At 69.1% G+C, this 16,558-nt stretch carries 18 protein-coding genes and 2 pseudogenes; 10 read left to right on the top strand and 10 right to left on the bottom strand.

Features of this window, described 5'->3' with window-relative positions; translation table 11 throughout:
• Positions 1-105: 105 nt before the first annotated feature.
• Positions 106-1,146 (bottom strand): annotated as a pseudogene (locus ABT085_RS30665) (hypothetical protein); the annotation flags it as partial.
• Between the two features lie 296 nt (positions 1,147-1,442).
• On the opposite strand from ABT085_RS30665, the gene ABT085_RS30660 reads away from it, so the two are divergent.
• Positions 1,443-2,150 carry an HAD family hydrolase gene (locus tag ABT085_RS30660; RefSeq protein ID WP_351615056.1) on the top strand — a complete coding sequence of 236 codons (708 nt, stop codon included), beginning with the start codon at positions 1,443-1,445 and terminating at the stop codon, positions 2,148-2,150.
• On the opposite strand, the gene ABT085_RS30655 is transcribed toward ABT085_RS30660, so the two are convergent.
• Together ABT085_RS30655 and ABT085_RS30650 are read right to left on the bottom strand one after the other, a co-directional pair.
• Positions 2,140-2,364, bottom strand: a complete 225-nt coding sequence (locus tag ABT085_RS30655) for a hypothetical protein (protein WP_351615053.1) — start codon at positions 2,362-2,364, stop codon at positions 2,140-2,142. The two genes, ABT085_RS30660 and ABT085_RS30655, sit on opposite strands and share 11 nt — an antisense overlap.
• Entirely contained in the window at positions 2,361-2,630 is a 270-nt protein-coding gene (locus ABT085_RS30650; protein ID WP_351615051.1) for a hypothetical protein, read from the bottom strand. The genes ABT085_RS30655 and ABT085_RS30650 overlap by 4 nt, the downstream gene beginning before the upstream one ends.
• A gap of 57 nt (positions 2,631-2,687) precedes the next feature.
• On the opposite strand from ABT085_RS30650, the gene ABT085_RS30645 reads away from it, so the two are divergent.
• The gene (locus tag ABT085_RS30645; RefSeq protein ID WP_351615049.1) at positions 2,688-3,272 is read left to right on the top strand and encodes a DUF4240 domain-containing protein; all 585 of its coding nucleotides are present in this window, start codon (positions 2,688-2,690) and stop codon (positions 3,270-3,272) included.
• Positions 3,273-3,793: 521 nt separating this feature from the next.
• Here ABT085_RS30645 and ABT085_RS30640 read toward each other — a convergent pair.
• Positions 3,794-4,981, bottom strand: a complete 1,188-nt coding sequence (locus ABT085_RS30640) for a YbfB/YjiJ family MFS transporter (protein ID WP_351615058.1) — start codon at positions 4,979-4,981, stop codon at positions 3,794-3,796.
• A gap of 56 nt (positions 4,982-5,037) precedes the next feature.
• Entirely contained in the window at positions 5,038-5,340 is a 303-nt protein-coding gene (locus ABT085_RS30635) for a muconolactone Delta-isomerase family protein (RefSeq protein ID WP_351615046.1), read from the bottom strand.
• A gap of 108 nt (positions 5,341-5,448) precedes the next feature.
• Between ABT085_RS30635 and ABT085_RS30630 the strand changes: the two genes are divergently transcribed.
• The 4 genes from ABT085_RS30630 (at position 5,449) to ABT085_RS30615 (ending at position 9,249) form a co-directional block, all read left to right on the top strand.
• The gene (locus tag ABT085_RS30630) at positions 5,449-6,387 is read left to right on the top strand and encodes a LysR family transcriptional regulator (protein ID WP_351615043.1); all 939 of its coding nucleotides are present in this window, start codon (positions 5,449-5,451) and stop codon (positions 6,385-6,387) included.
• 127 nt (positions 6,388-6,514) lie between these two features.
• Positions 6,515-7,240 carry an SDR family NAD(P)-dependent oxidoreductase gene (locus ABT085_RS30625; protein WP_351615041.1) on the top strand — a complete coding sequence of 242 codons (726 nt, stop codon included), beginning with the start codon at positions 6,515-6,517 and terminating at the stop codon, positions 7,238-7,240.
• Positions 7,241-7,273: 33 nt separating this feature from the next.
• Complete coding sequence (locus tag ABT085_RS30620) at positions 7,274-7,651, top strand: YybH family protein (protein ID WP_351615038.1); 378 nt, start codon at positions 7,274-7,276, stop codon at positions 7,649-7,651.
• 617 nt (positions 7,652-8,268) lie between these two features.
• Complete coding sequence (locus ABT085_RS30615; protein ID WP_351615035.1) at positions 8,269-9,249, top strand: aldo/keto reductase; 981 nt, start codon at positions 8,269-8,271, stop codon at positions 9,247-9,249.
• Positions 9,250-9,425: 176 nt separating this feature from the next.
• Here ABT085_RS30615 and ABT085_RS30610 read toward each other — a convergent pair whose 3' ends face one another.
• Both ABT085_RS30610 and ABT085_RS30605 read right to left on the bottom strand, forming a co-directional pair.
• Positions 9,426-9,803, bottom strand: coding sequence for a fic family toxin-antitoxin system, toxin component (locus ABT085_RS30610; protein WP_351615032.1), 378 nt, complete (start codon positions 9,801-9,803; stop codon positions 9,426-9,428).
• On the bottom strand, positions 9,803-10,042 hold the full coding sequence (locus ABT085_RS30605) for a hypothetical protein (protein WP_351615029.1): 240 nt from the start codon (positions 10,040-10,042) through the stop codon (positions 9,803-9,805). Before ABT085_RS30605 ends, ABT085_RS30610 begins: the two co-directional genes overlap by 1 nt.
• A gap of 234 nt (positions 10,043-10,276) precedes the next feature.
• Between ABT085_RS30605 and ABT085_RS30600 the strand changes: the two genes are divergently transcribed.
• The 3 genes and pseudogenes from ABT085_RS30600 to ABT085_RS30590 all read left to right on the top strand — a co-directional run.
• Positions 10,277-10,894, top strand: a complete 618-nt coding sequence (locus ABT085_RS30600; protein ID WP_351615026.1) for a VOC family protein — start codon at positions 10,277-10,279, stop codon at positions 10,892-10,894.
• Positions 10,895-11,134: 240 nt separating this feature from the next.
• Positions 11,135-11,500, top strand: coding sequence for a hypothetical protein (locus tag ABT085_RS30595; protein ID WP_351615023.1), 366 nt, complete (start codon positions 11,135-11,137; stop codon positions 11,498-11,500).
• Between the two features lie 174 nt (positions 11,501-11,674).
• Positions 11,675-12,007, top strand: a pseudogene (locus ABT085_RS30590) (SbtR family transcriptional regulator); the annotation flags it as partial.
• A gap of 293 nt (positions 12,008-12,300) precedes the next feature.
• On the opposite strand, the gene ABT085_RS30585 reads toward ABT085_RS30590, so the two are convergent.
• Positions 12,301-13,041: an SDR family NAD(P)-dependent oxidoreductase gene (locus ABT085_RS30585; protein WP_351615021.1), complete on the bottom strand. Its 741-nt coding sequence runs from the start codon at positions 13,039-13,041 to the stop codon at positions 12,301-12,303.
• Between the two features lie 305 nt (positions 13,042-13,346).
• The gene (locus tag ABT085_RS30580; RefSeq protein ID WP_351615019.1) at positions 13,347-13,811 is read right to left on the bottom strand and encodes an Lrp/AsnC family transcriptional regulator; all 465 of its coding nucleotides are present in this window, start codon (positions 13,809-13,811) and stop codon (positions 13,347-13,349) included.
• Positions 13,812-13,885: 74 nt separating this feature from the next.
• Here ABT085_RS30580 and ABT085_RS30575 point away from each other — a divergent pair, with 74 nt between their 5' ends.
• On the top strand, positions 13,886-14,917 hold the full coding sequence (locus tag ABT085_RS30575; RefSeq protein ID WP_351615016.1) for a DMT family transporter: 1,032 nt from the start codon (positions 13,886-13,888) through the stop codon (positions 14,915-14,917).
• A 168-nt stretch (positions 14,918-15,085) separates the two neighbouring features.
• Here the strand turns inward: ABT085_RS30575 and ABT085_RS30570 are convergent, their stop codons facing one another.
• Positions 15,086-16,375, bottom strand: a complete 1,290-nt coding sequence (locus ABT085_RS30570) for an RNA-guided endonuclease InsQ/TnpB family protein (RefSeq protein WP_351615013.1) — start codon at positions 16,373-16,375, stop codon at positions 15,086-15,088.
• Positions 16,376-16,558 lie beyond the last annotated feature (183 nt).

The following is a 16,558-nucleotide window of genomic DNA, read 5'->3' as shown; positions in this document are numbered from 1 at the left end:
AAACACACACCCTAACACCCCCTGCCCTTTTCCCCCGCCTTTCCTGTCGCCGGCGAGGGCCCCGGTGCTTAGTTCCCCCCCCCGCCCGCCCCCCCCCCCCCCCCCCACGGCTGGTAGCCGGGCCAAGGTGTGTTGCAACGTTCCCCGGTCGGCCCGGAACAGGTAGTTGGGAAGCAGTGGGAGGGGGTCGTCGCGGAGTACATCTTGGGGTATGCGGCCTGACGCGGGGACCGGCAAATAGGGCTGGGGAGAGACCAGCCACAGCCACACTCCGAGCGGCAGGGGCACCAGATGTGCCGACGCAGCCAGACTGGCGGGGGTCCAGGTCTGGCCTGTCTGGGGGTGGACCGGCACGAGGAGGATGTCGAAATGCGCGTCTGGGGAAGGCTGTCCTGGTCCGGCCAGGACGGCGCGCCGCTTCGGGGTGCCTGCGGGCAGCAGGGCGTCGAGCGCGCGTTGGAACATGTCTGTGGTCAGACCGCCGGGGACCTTCACAGGCTGCCCTTGGGAGGCGACCAGCAGATGGGCGAGCGCGTGGCCGGCTGCTGCCTCCCAGTGCGGGCTCCACGACCAGTAGTGGTTCGGCCCCAGCCGTCCTCCCCAGGTGGCGATCGGCTCGAACGGAGGCGTCTTCTCCCCCTGCTCTGTCAGCTCCGACCAGGAGAGGGGCGCAGCATGGATACCGTCAACGGGCACGCGGTGCACGACGTCCGGGTTGAGCCGCACTGTCTGCCAGAGCGAGCAGTCGTCGACCCTGGTCGCCACGGGAAGGTCGCATGCCTGGCAGGCCATGTTGGGCCCGTCGGCTCCGTCGAGGCCGCAGCAAGCACCGCCGCGTTTCTCAGGAATCAGCCGGGTTCCACGGATATCACCGGGCGCGATGACACTCGCCCCGGGCGTGCTGTCGGACAGGGCGTAGACCGGCGCACAGATGCCGCGTGCCTCCGCCTCGACCGGATCGATCTCGTCCCACCTCCGCCACGGCCCTCCCCAGGAGTCCGGATCCACGGCAAACGTCCCGGACTCCATGAGCACCGGAAGCTGGGCCCCGTTCCCGTACCTCTGACGGGCATGGACGGGCAGCGAGACCTGGGAGAGCGAAGTGGTCAACTCAGCGCCGCATCCCGCACACACGAAAACGAACAAATGTCCTCCGCCTGGCAAACAGACGCATCTTCGCAGGCCATCGACAGCCGGCCAACAGGTTTTCTCATCCGATGCGGGAACGGCCGTCGAGCATCAACCCAGCGCGGGCAAAGGGGTAGCCGTCTCCTCCGGCTGCGGCAAGCGACCCACTCATCTCCGGCGGGAACCGCTAAGCCCACGTCCCATTTGCCCAGGGCGTCATCACACACGCCCGCAGCGCAGCGATCGGTGCCGCTTCTCCGCTTGAAGATCGATTCCACAGCGGCCGGAACCGCAGGGCCGATAGAGTCCCGGCCATGTCCATCTCCGCTGTGATCTTCGACTTCTTCGGCACGCTGACTCCGAGCACCCCTGCCGGGATCTGGGACGAACACGCAGCCCGCAGCGCGTCCCCGCTCGGGATTCCGATGCAGCAATGGCGCCGAGCACTGGACGAGTCCTTCCCGGAGCGAGCCACGGGAGACCTGGGCGATCTGTCTCAGACGATCCGCACACTGGCCCAGCGCTGCGGGATCAACCCGGACGACGATGCGCTGGCCGCGGCCACGGCAGCCAGGCTCGCCTCCCAGCGGGAGCTGTTCGTCTTCCGCGACGACGCACTCGACACCTTGGAGCAGCTTCGCAGCCGCGGCCTTCGGCTCGGGGTCCTGAGCGACTGCACGATCGAGCTTGCGGAGACCTGGCCGACGCTGGCCATCGCTCCCCTGGTCGATGCGGTCGTGCTGTCCTGCCAGGAAGGCCGCAGGAAGCCGGATCCGGAGCTGTTCCGTCAGGTCGCCAGGGCACTGGAAACGCCGACCAGTGAGTGCCTCTACGTCGGTGACGGCGGCGGCGACGAGCTGAGCGGCGCAGCCGGGCAAGGGATGACCGCGGTCATGCTGCGGGCCAGCGACTGGGCAGACAACGACGCGCACGCCCGCGAGGACAGTTGGCCGGGGCCGTTCCTCACAACGCTGTCCGACGTCGTCTCCGCCGTCGGTGACCCGTCCCTGATCACCGCCTGAACGTCCTGCCCTGGGCCACATCGCGGCGCCCAAGCAGGCCGAGCACCTGGGGAATTACGCCACCACGAGCGTGGGAAAACCACGCAACCGGCCACACATGGCCGGTCAGGAACGCAGTCAGCATGTGGAAGGAGGTCTTGCCGAGGAACATACCGGGACGTTGACCGATGCCGACGAAGTACGCGCGCTCGGTCATCTCCGAGAGGGGCTTCATGCGTCCGCTCCCTCCTCGTCACTGACGCTGTCGTCCAGCGTTGGACGAAGCCTGCTGCGGGCCGCTTCCAGACGTTCGGCGTAGTCCGCCGCAAAGATCCCTGGCAGCGACTTGTCGAGCGTTCCGGCAATGCGGTGAAGGGGCGCCCAGACCGCCGCATCGCCGACGAGACGACTGAGATTCGTCATCTGCACCTGCTCCAGCCAGTCCGACAGGACCAGCGCCTCATCCTGGGTAAGTCGGATGATGATCTCCGGATTCTCCACCGCTCGAACATAGTCCGTCGACCATGCGTTGTCAGAGGTGCCTGGCACAGTGCCGCTGTGGACATTGATTCCTTCTGGGAGCTCATCGGGGAATGTCGGCGCCAGGCACAGACCCCGGACGAACGGCTCGCGTGGCTACGGGACGCACTGTCGCGGAGGTCGTCGGCTGAGGTCGTGCAGTTCCAGGTGTGCTTGGACGAGGTGACGCACAGGGCGTTCACGTGGGATCTGTGGGCAGCCGCGGACCGCATCCTTGGTGGCTGGTGTTCGGATGACGGGTTCTGCTCCTTCGGCCTGTGGATGGTGGGACTCGGCCGGGAAGCCTTCACTCACGCGGTGGCTGATCCCGATAGCCTGGCCGTCACCCCGGAAATCCAGGCCCTGGTGAGCCGTCCGCGGGACGTATGGCACGACGACTGGCCCGGGTGGGAGTCGCTCGACTACGTCGCCATGGAGGCGTACGGGATCCTGACTGGCGTGGACGACGAATGCGGCGAAGGCTTCTACGAAGCTCTTGACGCCGTGCAAGGCGACGGAGGCGACAACGCCGGACCGCTCGGTGAGCGGTGGGACGTCAGGTGCGAGAACGAGGCAGCACGCAGGCTGCCGAGACTGAGCGCGATATTCCCCCTGCCATTGTGACCCGGTGGGGCGACCATAGGTGGTCCGGCTTCCGCTCCGACTGACGCACCGCCAACCCTGACCGCGAGCCCTGCCACAATTGCGCACACCGCCACCAACGGCCCACTCACACGGGCGGCCACACTGGCGCATGGTCCACCCCTCCCGGCAGCGCGAATGCATGGAACAACTGCGCTGCCAGATCTGCGCCCCACCCGCCCGCACCGACCGCGGCTACCTCTTCCTCGCCGGACCAGATGAACCACACCCCGTCGACGTGGTCGTGCGTACTGCCCAGGGCCCGTCTGCCCCGCGCACGCCCAAACTGCGGCCGAGCAGTGCCCGCAACTCCAGGGTCGACCCACCGTATTCCTCGCCCAGAGCGCCCCGCTCTACGGCGTCATCGGCACCCCTCCCAGTAACCCACGGAGGCCTACGCGCCTTACCCGCCGACGGCCGGGAGACACTGCCCTACGGACACCCCGGCCTGCACTGGTACCTCGCCTCCTAACTCGTGCGCCGACCGCGCGCCTACACCGTCATCACGTCAGGTGGCCGAGTGCGCCACGAGTGCTGTCAGGACCGGCCGAGCCGGGCACGTCGTCCTCGGTCGATTCTCGCTGTCGCACGGGTGCTGTGTGGTCTGCTGCGGCCATGTGGTGCGGGAAGCCGATCCGCAGTACGGCGGCGGCTGCCGCGGCCGCGAGGACCACGAGGGCGGCCAGCAGCAGCGCCCGGTGGTAGCCATGGTGGAGGCTCGGCGCGGCGACCAGCGGGCCGAGGATCTGGCCGACCGAGTATCCGGCGGTCAGCAGGGCGACCGAGCGGGGGAACTGCAGATGGGCTCCGGTGGCCAGGGCGAGCGTGCTGACGCCGATGAACGTGGCGCCGAACAGCACCGCGGATCCGAGGGCCGCGGCCGTACCGCCGACGAGGGCGGGCAGGGCGATGCCGGCCGCCTGGACCACGAGCGCGGTGAGCAGCAGTCCGGGACGTGACCAGCGGCGCCCCAGCCGGGCCCACAGCGCCGAGGACGGCACGGCGGCGAGGCCCACGAGCACCCAGGCGACGCTGCCGAGCCGGCCGGGGGAACCTTGTCCGATCGCCGCGACCAGGAAGGTCCCGGCGACGATGTAGCCGACGCCCTCCAGCGTGTAGCTGACGAACAGCGCACCGAACCAGCGGTGCGTGCGGGGCTTCGTGCTGCTCCTGGCCGCGGGGGCGACGGGCGCGTCCTCCGGCGGCAGGTTCCACGAGGCGGCGGCGAGCACCGCGGCGAGCGCGGCCGCGGCCCACCAGGCGGCCCGCCAGTCGGCGACGGACCGCAGTACCAGGACCAGCAGACCGGACAGCGCGATGCCGCCGCCCACCCCGCCGAACGCCCAGCCTGACAGGTGCGGCGGGTGTGCCCGCAGGTGGTGCAGGAGGGACCCGGCCGCCACGACGAACACCAGGGCGCTCGCCAGGCCGGCCAGCAGCCGCAGCAGGCCCCACACGGCGGTGCTGTGGGTGAGGGGCATCGCACCGAGCGTGCCGGTCAACAGGAGCAGGGACCCGCGCAGGACGGTGCGCGACCGGACCAGTACGGGGGCCAGGATGCCCGCGAGTGCGCCGACGAGATAGCCGACGTAGTTGGCGGTGGCCAGGCTCGCCCCGGCCCCGGCCGACAGGCCCGCCTGGGCGTGCATCAGGGGCAGGATCGGGGTGTAGACGAAGCGCCCGATCCCCATGCCCGCCGCGAGCGCGGCAGCTGCCCGGGCGACATGGGTCCAGGGTGAGGAGACGCTCACTTCGTACCGTCGTTGCGGCCGGGATCGTTGGGGTGCGACTCGAGCGGGGTGACGGTGAGGGTCATCCACGGGCGCAGCGGCAGGGTGCCGAGCACCTTCTCGTGGAGCTCCTCCTCGTCGGCGGCCCGCCACACGCCGATGCTGCGCAACTCGCCCACGGGACGCCACAGCCGGGCCAGATTGCCGGTCGCCGCCAGCTCCCTCGCACGGACGGCCTCGGCGGCCCGCCGCCGGTCGACCTCCTCCTGCCCGGTGCCCTCGGGAACGGTGGTGGTGATCTCGACCAGGAACTCTCGCACGATGCACTCCGTTCGACGTTGGTGAGCCCATCCTGTGCGCTTCACCTGCATCGATGCCACGACCGGCTGCCTCGCTGCTGAGAGGCGCAGCCTCCCAGCGTGCGTACGATGGCGCGTGTGGAACTCCGTCAGCTTCGGTACTTCGTCGCGGTCGCCGAGGAACTGAACTTCGGCCGGGCCGCCGAACGGCTCCTCATCGCGGGCCCCTCGCTCTCCCAGCAGATCAAGGCGCTCGAAAGGGACCTTGGTGTCCGGCTCTTCGACCGTGACCGCCGCAAGGTCTCCCTCACCCCGGCCGGAGCCGCCCTCCTCCCGCACACCCGCGCCCTGCTGGACCGCGCCGACGACCTCAGACAACGGGCCGGCCGCCTGTCCGGCTCCCAGGCCGTACGGCTCGGCTACGTCAACTGGCTTCCTCCGGACCTGACTTCGCGTACGGCCGCGGTGGCCCAGGTGCACATCGACGCATGGGTCGCCCCCTCCCACACCCAGGCCGCGCGGGTCGCCGACGGCAGCCTCGACCTCGCCGTGTGCTGGGTGCGCAGCGAGGACCTCGAGCGGCTCGGGCTGCAGGCCCGCCTGATCGGCGCCGACCGGCTCTACGCCGTCGCCAGGGGCGGTGACAGCAGCGCCGCACCCGACGTGGCGGCCAGTGACACCGATGTCCTCATCGACGAGGACGTCACCTCCTGGGCATCCTGGAACGTGTACGGCGAGGAGTTCGCACGGGCCACAGGCGCCCGTACGGTACATATCTCGGACGGAGCGATCACCGGCCCCGCCTTCTTCGACCACGTGCGCCGCTGCACCCGCCCCGTCGTCAACTCGCCCAAGGGACAGACGAATCCGCTCCCCCCGGACCTCGTCCGCCGCGAGATCGTCGCACCGAAGCCCTACTGGACCTGGTCCATGGTCCGGCGCGAGAGCGAGAACCGTGCCGGGGTCCTCGCCGTCGTCGACGCCCTCTGCGACGGCATCGGCGACCTCGGTATCGCAGCCCCGGATGCCTGGCTGCCCGCCGGCGATCCGCACGCGCTCCCGGGCTGATCCGCACTGGGAGCCTGCGCCTCCCATACGGTAGGAAGCAGATCCTTCCGTAGGTCGGTGGCCCGACCTACCTTTCAAATAGTCGACCGGTCGATTAGTACCGGTCAGTCATTCGAAGAAGGTCACCATGAGCACTCAGAACCAGACGCCCAACCAGAAGGTCGCCGTCGTCACCGGCGCGTCCCAGGGCATCGGCGCCGCCCTCGTCGACGGCTACCGCAAGCTCGGGTACGCCGTCGTCGCCACCTCGCGCACGATCGCGCCCGTCGACGACGCCGACGTCCTGACCGTCCAGGGCGACATCGCCGACCCGGCAACCGCGGAGCGCGTCATCTCCGCCGCAGTCCAGCAGTTCGGCCGTGTCGACACCCTGGTCAACAACGCGGGCATCTTCGTCGCCAAGCCGTTCACGGAGTACACGGCCGAGGACTACGCCGCCGTGACAGGCATCAACCTCGACGGCTTCTTCCACCTCACACAGCTCGCCATCCCGCAGCTGCTCGCCCAGGGCGGCGGTCACATCGTCAGCATCACGACCAGCCTGGTCGACAGCCCGGACGCCCGCGTCCCCTCCGTCCTCGCCTCGCTGACCAAGGGCGGCCTGCAGTCCGCCACCAAGTCCCTCGCCATCGAGTACGCCACCCGCGGCATCCGCGTCAACGCCGTCTCGCCCGGCACCATCAAGACCCCCATGCACCCGGACGAAACCCACGACTTCCTCGCCGCCCTGCACCCGGTCGGCCGGATGGGCGAGGCCAGCGACATCGTCGACGCCGTGCTCTTCCTGGAGACGGCTCCGTTCGTCACCGGCGAGATCCTGCACGTCGACGGCGGTATGAGCGCCGGTCACTGAGCAGCCGCCGGACCACCGAGCAAAGAAGAGGTCATGAACAGCACGACGAAGGACGACGAACAGGTTCTGCGCGAGGTCCTCGACCGCTGGAAGGCTGCCGTCGACGCCCACGAGCCGAAGGATGTGGCCGCGGGCTTCACCGAGGACGCCGTGTTCCAGGGGCTGCACCCATACGGCGTAGGCAGACCGAGTGTTGCCGAGTACTACGCTTCCCAGCCGCTCGGCATGAAGGCCGCCTACCGCGTCCTCGAGACCCGGCGGTTCGCGGACGACCTCGTCCTCGGTTACCTGGACGCCGAGTTCACCTTCACCGACCGGGCACCGGTGGCCGTCAAACTCGCGGTCCTGGCGAGGCATCTGGAGGACGGCTGGTACATCGCCCACTACCAGGTCTCGCGCCTGGACCAGTGATGCCGGCCGTACGGGGGTGACGGCTCTCGGGAGCAGGCGGGCCTACCGCACCCGGCGACCGCCACCCCCTGCGGACAGACCCTCCAGGCCCGTCCTGCGCCTGGGTGTCCCCGGCTGCGGACTGCGCGGCTCCCCCGTCGGGTCGGCGGGCGATCCGGCGAGGGGAGCGCGCAGGACCGTCGCCGCCGACCCCGACCCGGCGAACCGGAACCGCCCACCCGCACCCGTGCTTCACCCACTGCAGCGGCTTCCTCACACCGCTCAGTGACGAATACGTCAACACTGACGGCTACGCACTCGGTCCCGTAGCGGGCATGGCGGCAGCAGGCGACCGTGGGGATCGCGCCCACGTCCCCCCGCAGACGCACTGCGCGACACCATCCCAGCCCTTCCCCACGTTCTCGGAGATCTGCGTCGCCGCCCTCGAATGCCTGCAGGACCAGATCACCGCAGGGCGCCGAACGACCGGTTCGGCCGCGCCTGAAAACCTCGGCCGACCACGCCCCACCACCACACGCTGACCGCCTCGGCATTCCCCTACCGCCAGGCCAGACCCTGCCCGGCACTTCCCGTCCATGAGCCGTGAGCACCGAGAACCAACACGAGGGAAAAACACCATGCGTACCACCACATTGGGCACCAACGGACCTGAGGTCGGCGTCGTCGGTCTGGGCGCCATGGGAATGACCTTCGCCTACGACATGGCCACCCCACGCGACGAAGCCACCTCCCTCTCCGTCATCCATCAGGCACTCGATCTGGGCGTGACCCTGATCGACACCGCCGACGTCTACGGCCCTTACACCAACGAGTCACTCGTCGGCCGGAGCCTGGCCGACCGGCGCGACCGGGCGGTGATCGCCACCAAGGTCGGCCTGGAGGCCGTCGATCCCACCGGCGGCCCGGGCGGTTCCCCGGTCGTCAGGCCCAACGGCCGACCCGAGCATGTCCGTGCCGCCATCGACGCCAGCCTGCGCCGCCTGGGCACCGACCACGTCGACCTCTATCAGCTCCACCGCGTCGATCCCGAGGTCCCCATCGAGGAGACGTGGGGCGCCATGGCCGAAGCGGTCGCGGCCGGCAAGGCCCGCCACCTGGGCCTGTCCGAGATCACCCTCACCGTCGAGCAGATCCAGCGTGCTCAGGCCGTGCATCCGGTCGCCACCGTGCAGGCCGAGTTCTCCCTGTGGACCCGCGACGTCCAGGACGAAGTCCTGCCATACTGCCGAGAGCACGGCATCGGGCTGCTTGCCTACTCGCCGCTGGGCCGCGGCTTCCTCGTCGGCCGCTTCGCCTCCTTCGACGACTTGCCGCAGAACGACCAGCGACGCCGTCTGCCACGCTTCCAGCAGAAGAATCTGCACGCCAACCTCGACATCGCCGCCAAGGTCCGCCACGTCGCCGAGCGGATCGGCGCCACCCCCGCGCAGGTCGCCCTCGCCTGGCTCCTCGCCCAGGGTCCGCACGTCGTCCCCATCCCGGGCACCAAGACACCGAAGTACCTCGCCGACAACGCGGCTGCTGCGGACGTCCGGCTGTCCCCTGCGGACATCGCGGACCTCGACGCCATCCCGGCCCCGGTCGGCGCCCGCTACTGACCACCCGCCAAGCGCGATCCTTCGTGGCACGGCCGCAACGAGCCGGCGGAAGCGCTCGTGCCGCCTAAAGTCGCTGGACACCTCGGGCGAATGCGCCTCCTCGGGGTCTCACTGCCCCTGGTAATAGGGAGAAGCCGCCTGCGCAGGATCGCGCGAGCCTCATGCCCGCCTGGGGTTCAGGTGGCCCTGGGCCAGCCGCGCAGCAGGGCGGCGATCTTCGCAGTGGTGCAGGCGGGATGGCGCAGCAGGTCACGCAGGGCGACGGCATCCTCCCGGGCGGGCTTGACCGGGAGCCCGGAAGCCTCCAGATACATCACGCCCGTCGCAGCGGCCACGGCCATGTTGGAGCGCTCAAGCCATCGGCAGCGGCCGAGGACGTGCACCAGGGCGGCTGCGCGGACGTAGGGGCCGTCGTAGACGGGCTGGTCCAGCAGCTCGGCCCGGTGAGCGGCGACCGCGGCCACCGGCACTCCGTAGTCCTCGGGGGCGGGATCGCCTGCCCCCGCGATCTCCGCGACCCGCAGGATCCAGGGGACGTCGATGTGCAGGTCCATCACGCGGCGTGTGCTCCAGGGGTGTGGCAGTCGGCGTCCTCGGCTTCGTCGAAGACACCCTGGTGCTCGGTGAGGAACCGTTCCGCGGCGTCCAGACCCCGCTGCCGCAGTCCTTCGGTGTCCTCCTGGACGAGGACGGCGATGTAGTCGCCGAGGCTCAGGCCCCGGTCCCTGGCGCGGGCTTCCGCCAGTTCCTTGATCTCGCTGTCGACGCGCGCGCCCAGCTGTGTCTTCGCCATACCCTGATGGTAACAGCTGTTATCAGTCCTGGGGCTGGAGGAACTCCGCGACTCGGGTGGGCGCACGACCCAGAGTGCTGGGGCCGAGATCCGGAATCCGCCGCCGGGCCCCTCCCACGTCCCCCGATATCCCCTTCCGCCCGCCGACCCGTGAATTCTCCTGGTGCGAAGCGGCGGCCGCCCGGTCAGTCTCGTAAGCGTCGGCAAGTCGTTCCCGCACAGGAGGCACGAATCATGGACATGAAACTCGAGGTCGTGGTGGTGCCGGTGTCCGATGTCGAGCGGGCCAAGGAGTTCTACACGGCGCTGGGCTGGCGGCTCGACGCGGACGTGGCCACCGGCGAGGACTTCCGGGTCGTCCAGGTCACCCCGCCCGGCTCCCCGGCGTCGGTCATCTTCGGCACCTCGGTCACCGACCAGGCGCCGGGGTCGGCACGAGGGCTGCACCTGATCGTGGACGACATCGACGCCGCCCACGACGAGCTGAACCGGCGCGGCGCCGAGCCCAGCGAGGTCTTCCACGACGCCGGCGGGGTCTTCCACCACGCCGGGACCGATGCCCGGGTGCCCGGTCCGGACCCTCAGCGCAGCAGCTACGGCTCGTTCCTGTCGTTCAGCGACCCGGACGGCAACGGCTGGATGCTGCAGGAGGTCACCACCCGACTCCCGGGCCGGCTGGACCACGCGAGCACGGCATTCGCCTCGACCGAGGACCTGGTGGGCGCCCTGCGCCGGGCCGCGGCCGCGCACGGCGAGCATGAGGCACGCACCGGCGCCGAGGACCCGGACTGGCCCGACTGGTACGCGCGCTACATGGTCGCCGAACAGGCCGGCACGGAACTGCCCACGTAGCCGCCCGCGCGGGCAAGTGAGGCAGTCAGGTACGACAAGGCACTGTCCTCGAGCGGAAATCTGATGACCTACGACGCGACCTGCACGTTCCGGAGGCACGACCAGCTGTCGACGCCCTGGGGAACGGCGGCAGAGCAGCCCGGTGGTGACGGTGGTTTGACACGACTCATCAGACCGCGTTCGCGCGAATCGTCGTATGATCTCCCGCCGGTGGTCAACTCTTCGCCGGGGGGGAAGAACATGGAGAGACCGGACGACCGCATCGCATCCGCCTTGCGCTTCACCACGGAACTCGTCGCCTGGGTGGCCGCGCCATGGGCACTGTCCGAATACTCATGGTTCCTCGCCGCCCTGGCTGTGGCGGCGCTGATCGGCCTACCGACCGTCTTCGCCACTCCGGGGGACAAGAAGCAGGTGATCGTCCCTGTCTCGGGTACGGTCACGATCCTGCTCGTGCTGATCCAGCTCGCGGCGGCCGTGATCGCAGCGTGGGTGGTGTGGCCCGCCTACGCGGCAGTGCTCGTGTCGATCCTCGTCGCCACCACCCTCGTCACGGAGCGCAGACGCTGGCAATGGCTCCTGTCCACGGACCGGCACACCGTCTGACCGCATGCGCGCTGCACCGGTCGGCCATGCGCGCACAGCACGGCCCGACCCCGCCGTCGCCGATATGCACACCACTCTCGCGGCCCTCCAGGGACAGCCCGACAGCGTCCACATGTACCGCCTCGCCGAGACCGGCGAACAGCTGGCACTTTCCGCCAGGTCGTCCACGGCGTCGCCAACGATCACCCCGAGGTGCACCAGAGCCAGGAAAGGCTCGAAGCTGTGACCGAGGCACTCACCGAACGCGCACGCCGGCACGGCGTAATTCGCCAGGACATCACCGGACAGGACATCCTGCTACTGCTGAGCGGGATCTACCTGACAGCATCACGCCTGCAGGACACGCAACCGCACCTATGGCGACGCTACTTGCGCCTGGTCCTGGACGGCGTGGAAGCCGTCGACATTGCGGCCCTGCCAGCCCCCCGCCCCACGGCGGGGTCACGACCGCTCCCGTGCCCTCCTTGTTCCAGCGTTCGCTGGGCGCAGCGTGCAGGCGGCCGCTGACGTGTCGCAAGGACACGCGCTACTCGATCCCGCGCACGCCTGTCCCGTACTTTCACGGCGCTGTCACGCAGGAACTGCCCGTTCGCAGCCGGTGCCGTCGGAAGCATGCTGCGCCCTGGGCGACCCTGCTTCGCGGGCCCATCACAAGAAGAAGATCACCCAGGGCAAGCACCACACCCAGGCCCGAGGCCAGTGCCCAGCAGGCCGACCGGAGTGGTAAGGAATCCCGCGACGATCACCGGCGCGCCGCAGCTCAGGCAGGCTTAGCATGCCCATCGCGGCCCGGCCCGGAGTCAGCCGAGCGCGAGCTGCCCGCCGCGTGCCTCCAGAACCGCGCCGGTGATGTAGCTGGCGCGGGAGGAGACAAGGAACAGAACCGCCTCCGCGATCTCTTCAGGGTCTGCAACCCGTCCGAGTACGGTGGTTCGCCCGATCGCCTGGAGGGTGTCGTCTCCCATATCCGCCGTCCCGGGGGTGGCGACGGGGCCCGGGGCCACGGCGTTCACGCGGACGCCCCGGGCGCCGAACTCGTCAGCCCATACTCGTGTGAGAAGTTCGAGTGCGGCTTTGGAGGCCCCGTAGGCGCCCGCTCCCCGCACCGGCGTGACAGCCGCCGCCGTGCTCACATTCACGACGGCGCCACGCCCCCGTGCAGCCATTCCCGGCGCGAGGGCGCCGACCAGGAGCATCGGCGCGCGTGAGTTGACGGCCATCTGAGTGTCGAACATCTCGGCGCTGGTGTCCGGCGTACTGGCGAACCGGTAGATACCGGCATTGTTGATCAGAATGTCCACCTCACCTGCTTCGGCAGCAAGGCGCAGGACATCTTCGGAGCGGCTCAGATCCGCAGCAACGAACCAGGCCTTCCCGCCTGCGGCAATGATCTCTTCGACGGTCGCAGCACCTCGCTGCTCGTCCCGCCCGTGGACGATGACCGCGGCTCCCGACGCTGCCAGACGAAGGGCCACGGCCCGGCCGATGCCGGCGGTGGCGCCAGTGACAAGAGCGGTGGATCCGTCCAGTTCTGCAGTCATGGAAACCTCCTCCAAGCCGAGCAGAAGGACATGGTTTCTCTTGTTTCTCCCGTTTCTCCTGTAACTGATGATCCTGATGGTTCATTCCAGGGCGGGGGCAGAGCCAGACCGGGCCGTCGTTGATCATGATCCAGCCCGGATCGTGGCCCACGTGATCCTGGGAGGCCGGCGACCTCGCCGACGGCACCGCATGCGGCGCTGAGCACGTTTCGCCGTACCCGGACGAGCACATGGCCATCGTCCCCACTCGCGTACGAGGAAACGCACCCGGTTTCACCGTGGTCGCGGCGGTGAGGGTGCCCGGCTCAGGGGATGGGGAGCGGCGATGGCGGTTTGGTGACCGCGAAGGCGAATGTCGTCTTGATCGAGGACAGTGACGGCAGGGTCCGCAGCTCCCGCCGTACGAGGTCTTCGTACGCGGCGAAGGAGTCGATGACGATCTTGACGAGGTAGTCGTCATCGCCGGCCAGCAGGTACGCCTCGACCACCTCGGGGATCGAGCGGAGCTTGTCTTCGACGGCGTCGACAACCTGCGAGGTGTGGGCGAGGAGCGTCATCCGCACGAAGGCGGTGATCGACAGCCCGAGCGCGTCCTGGGAGAGCATCGCCGTGTAGCCACTGATCACGCCACTCTCCTGCAGGAGCCGCACACGCCGCAGGCACGGTGACGGCGAGAGGCCCACGCGATCCGCCAGCTCCTGATTGGTGAGCCGACCGTCTCGCTGGAGTTCCAGCAGGATGTGCCGGTCGATGTCATCCAAGGTCACCATGTGGCAGATTCTGCCACAGAGACCCGCCAGGGCAGCAGTATTAGCAATCGCCTGCTCCATCGATCTTCCTAAAATTGCTCGCTGTCGAGCCGGGATGGAAGGAGTTGGCCATGGCCAATCAGATGCGTGCAAGGCTGACAGGAGTGGCCGCCCTCGCGGCCGCGGTTGTTCTGTGGTCCTCGTTCGCCCTCACGGTCAGGGGGATCAACTCGTCCAGCCTCGCCCCGATCGACGTGGCGTTTCTCCGCTTCGCGACACCCGTCGTCATCCTGGCGCCGTGCCTGCCGCGTACCGTCCGCGCGCTGCGTGGCGAACGGATCGGTATCCTGCTCATGCTCGGCATCGGCGGACTGCCGCATTTCCTCCTCTCCGAACTCGGCGGACACCTGACCTCCGCCGCGCTCATCGGTCTCCTCATCCCCGGCACGGTCCCGCTGTTCGTCACGGTGATCCTGTATCTCCGGTGGCGCGAACGGATCTCCTCCCCGCGCCTGATCGCCCTGGCCGCGATCACCACGGGTATCGCAGCGACTGCGATGCAGACGACGTCCACCGCGACCACCGCCGGCATCGGCATTCTTCTCACCGCCGGATGCGCCTGGGCCGTCTACACGATCGGCCTACGCCAGACGGGGCTCGGTCTTACCGGCGTCGTGCTCGCCGTGTGCACGCCCTCCACGATCGCAGCCGCCCTGCTTGCCGCCACCGCCGCCATGCCCTCGCACCTGATGACCGGCACCGCCGACATCTCCGACGTTCTGCTCTTCACCGGCCTCCAAGGCATCGGGACAGGACTGCTCTCGGCCCTGTGCTACGCCTACGCGGTGCGAGCCCTCGGCAGCACCCTTGCTGCAACAGCCGGCGCGATCAGCCCCGTTCTGACCGCTCTCCTCGCCATCCCCCTCTTCGCCGAGCCCATCACCCCCGGCGTAATTGTCGCCCTCGCGCTCATCGTCACCGGCGTGACGGCGTTCAACATCGCACCACGCCGTCGCCACAACCGACCCAAGCGCCCTCTGCCCGCGGAGAGGCCACGTGACCGAACCCCCAGCACGACGAATGAGATGCGCCCGACCAGCGCGGCATCAACGAGCGAAGTAGCCTGACCGCTGGGGACATTGGACCGAGCGCGAGAGGGAAGACAGGGCCGTACGCCAACCACGGCGTGGGGAGCAGGGGACCCCATCATCACGCGAGCATCCCGAGCCCCGCCCGACAGACATGGAGCTGCTGCGGGAAGCCCGTTCAGCGGAACTCTTGACATCCTCCCCTTCTTAAATGAAGGGGATTCCAACCCGGGTGGGTTGAGGTTCACGGGCGCTGGGACGGCTGGTGGCCGTTGTCGCCCCTCCGGCACCGGCTGAGCGCCGGGGGCGGGGGATCCCGCCCTGTCCTGCCGCGACGTTGACTGCTGCGTTGTGGTCGGCGTTGCAGGTGAAGCCGCAGGAGGAGCAGACGAACTCGGCTTGGCTCTTGCGCGAGTTCTTGTCGATCCAGCCACAGCTACTGCACCGCAGAGAGGTGTAAGGCGCGGGTACGTCCTCGACCCGGCCGGGGGCCTTGTGTCCGGTGCGCTGGCGGAGTAGGCCCCAGCCCTGGGCGAGGACCGCCCGGTTCAGCCCGGCCTTGGCCCGGACGTTCTTCCCGGGCTGTTCGGTCGTTCCTTTCGCGGAGGCGGTCATGTTCTTGATGTTCAGTTTCTCGAACCGGATCACGTCGTAGGTGCGGGCGAGCATGGTGCTGGTCTTCTCGCACCAGTCCTTGCGCCGGTCGGCCTCACGCGCCTTGATCCTGGCCGCCTTGGCGTACTCGGCGGACTTCTGCTCGCTGCCCTTCGGGGCTCGTGCCGCGCGCCGCTGGTGTTTGCGGATCTGGGCGCGTTCTTTGACGGTGAGCTGGGGGCAGTTCAGTCTCCGCCCGTCCGAGAGGGCGGCGGTGATCTTCACACCCCGGTCGATGCCGATGATTTTGCCGGTGCCGGGTGCGTCGTGGGGTTCGGGGACAATGGCGAAGGCGATGTGCCACCGGCCGTTGCGGAAGGTGACGCGGAACGTTTTCGCCGTCGGCAGTTCGGCGCGGGTGAGGCGGAAGCGGACCCAGCCGCAGCCGGGTACCTTCACCCGCGCCCACCGCCGGTTCAGTTTCTGCACCACTACCGAGCGGCCCATGACCTGCCTGCCGGTCTTCGCGTTCAGTTTTGGTGAGCCGTCCGGCCCGGATTCCGGGACCCGGTCGGTGCCGATGACGCGGAAGCCCTCGTGCGTATGTTTCCTGCGCCAGGTCGGCTCACCGAAACCGGAAGTGAAGCGGGCGTTCTTGGCTGCGGCGAAGTCCTTCAGGGCCTGCTGCTGCACATCCGCATTACCGGCCGCCAGCCAAGCGTTCTCACGCCGGGCCTCGGTCAGTTGACGGCACTGCTCGGCAAAGCCGGGAGCCAACCCGCGGCCGGGCCTCCAGTGCGCGTGCTGCTCGACGGCCAGGTTCCATACGTACCGGGCGTGCGCACAGTGCAACAGCAACTGCTGCGCCTGCGAGGGCGTCGGGCACAGCCGGAAACGTGACATGCCACGAACCTAGCCACCCCGTTCCCCTCCTGCGCACGTCTTCGACCGACCTCACCCGTGAGAGTGACCGGCGACAGGCACACGCGTCCTCCAGGGCGGCCCCAGCCCGCTGCCACCACCGGCTGCCCGCGGCCGGCCTCGGCGCCGTACTTTCCGCAACGCCGGATCGCCCTGACGGCGATC

Origin of the sequence: Streptomyces sp. NPDC002265 (genome assembly GCF_040296125.1) — a bacterium.
In the GTDB taxonomy this organism is placed as follows: Bacteria; Actinomycetota; Actinomycetes; order Streptomycetales; family Streptomycetaceae; genus Streptomyces.
The sequence above is the reverse complement of the archived record's forward strand: the minus strand, read 5'-3'. Positions and strand labels throughout refer to the sequence as shown.

Excerpts from the sequence above, each read along its gene's own strand:
- ABT085_RS30660 (WP_351615056.1), top strand. The coding sequence starts at position 1,443 with ATGTCCATCTCCGCTGTGATCTTCGACTTCTTCGGCACGCTGACTCCG.
- ABT085_RS30655 (WP_351615053.1), bottom strand. The coding sequence starts at position 2,364 with ATGAAGCCCCTCTCGGAGATGACCGAGCGCGCGTACTTCGTCGGCATC.
- ABT085_RS30640 (WP_351615058.1), bottom strand. The coding sequence starts at position 4,981 with ATGGGGATCGGGCGCTTCGTCTACACCCCGATCCTGCCCCTGATGCAC.
- ABT085_RS30630 (WP_351615043.1), top strand. The coding sequence starts at position 5,449 with ATGGCGCGTGTGGAACTCCGTCAGCTTCGGTACTTCGTCGCGGTCGCC.
- ABT085_RS30625 (WP_351615041.1), top strand. The coding sequence starts at position 6,515 with ATGAGCACTCAGAACCAGACGCCCAACCAGAAGGTCGCCGTCGTCACC.
- ABT085_RS30620 (WP_351615038.1), top strand. The coding sequence starts at position 7,274 with ATGAACAGCACGACGAAGGACGACGAACAGGTTCTGCGCGAGGTCCTC.
- ABT085_RS30615 (WP_351615035.1), top strand. The coding sequence starts at position 8,269 with ATGCGTACCACCACATTGGGCACCAACGGACCTGAGGTCGGCGTCGTC.
- ABT085_RS30610 (WP_351615032.1), bottom strand. The coding sequence starts at position 9,803 with ATGGACCTGCACATCGACGTCCCCTGGATCCTGCGGGTCGCGGAGATC.
- ABT085_RS30605 (WP_351615029.1), bottom strand. The coding sequence starts at position 10,042 with ATGGCGAAGACACAGCTGGGCGCGCGCGTCGACAGCGAGATCAAGGAA.
- ABT085_RS30600 (WP_351615026.1), top strand. The coding sequence starts at position 10,277 with ATGGACATGAAACTCGAGGTCGTGGTGGTGCCGGTGTCCGATGTCGAG.
- ABT085_RS30595 (WP_351615023.1), top strand. The coding sequence starts at position 11,135 with ATGGAGAGACCGGACGACCGCATCGCATCCGCCTTGCGCTTCACCACG.
- ABT085_RS30585 (WP_351615021.1), bottom strand. The coding sequence starts at position 13,041 with ATGACTGCAGAACTGGACGGATCCACCGCTCTTGTCACTGGCGCCACC.
- ABT085_RS30580 (WP_351615019.1), bottom strand. The coding sequence starts at position 13,811 with ATGGTGACCTTGGATGACATCGACCGGCACATCCTGCTGGAACTCCAG.
- ABT085_RS30570 (WP_351615013.1), bottom strand. The coding sequence starts at position 16,375 with ATGTCACGTTTCCGGCTGTGCCCGACGCCCTCGCAGGCGCAGCAGTTG.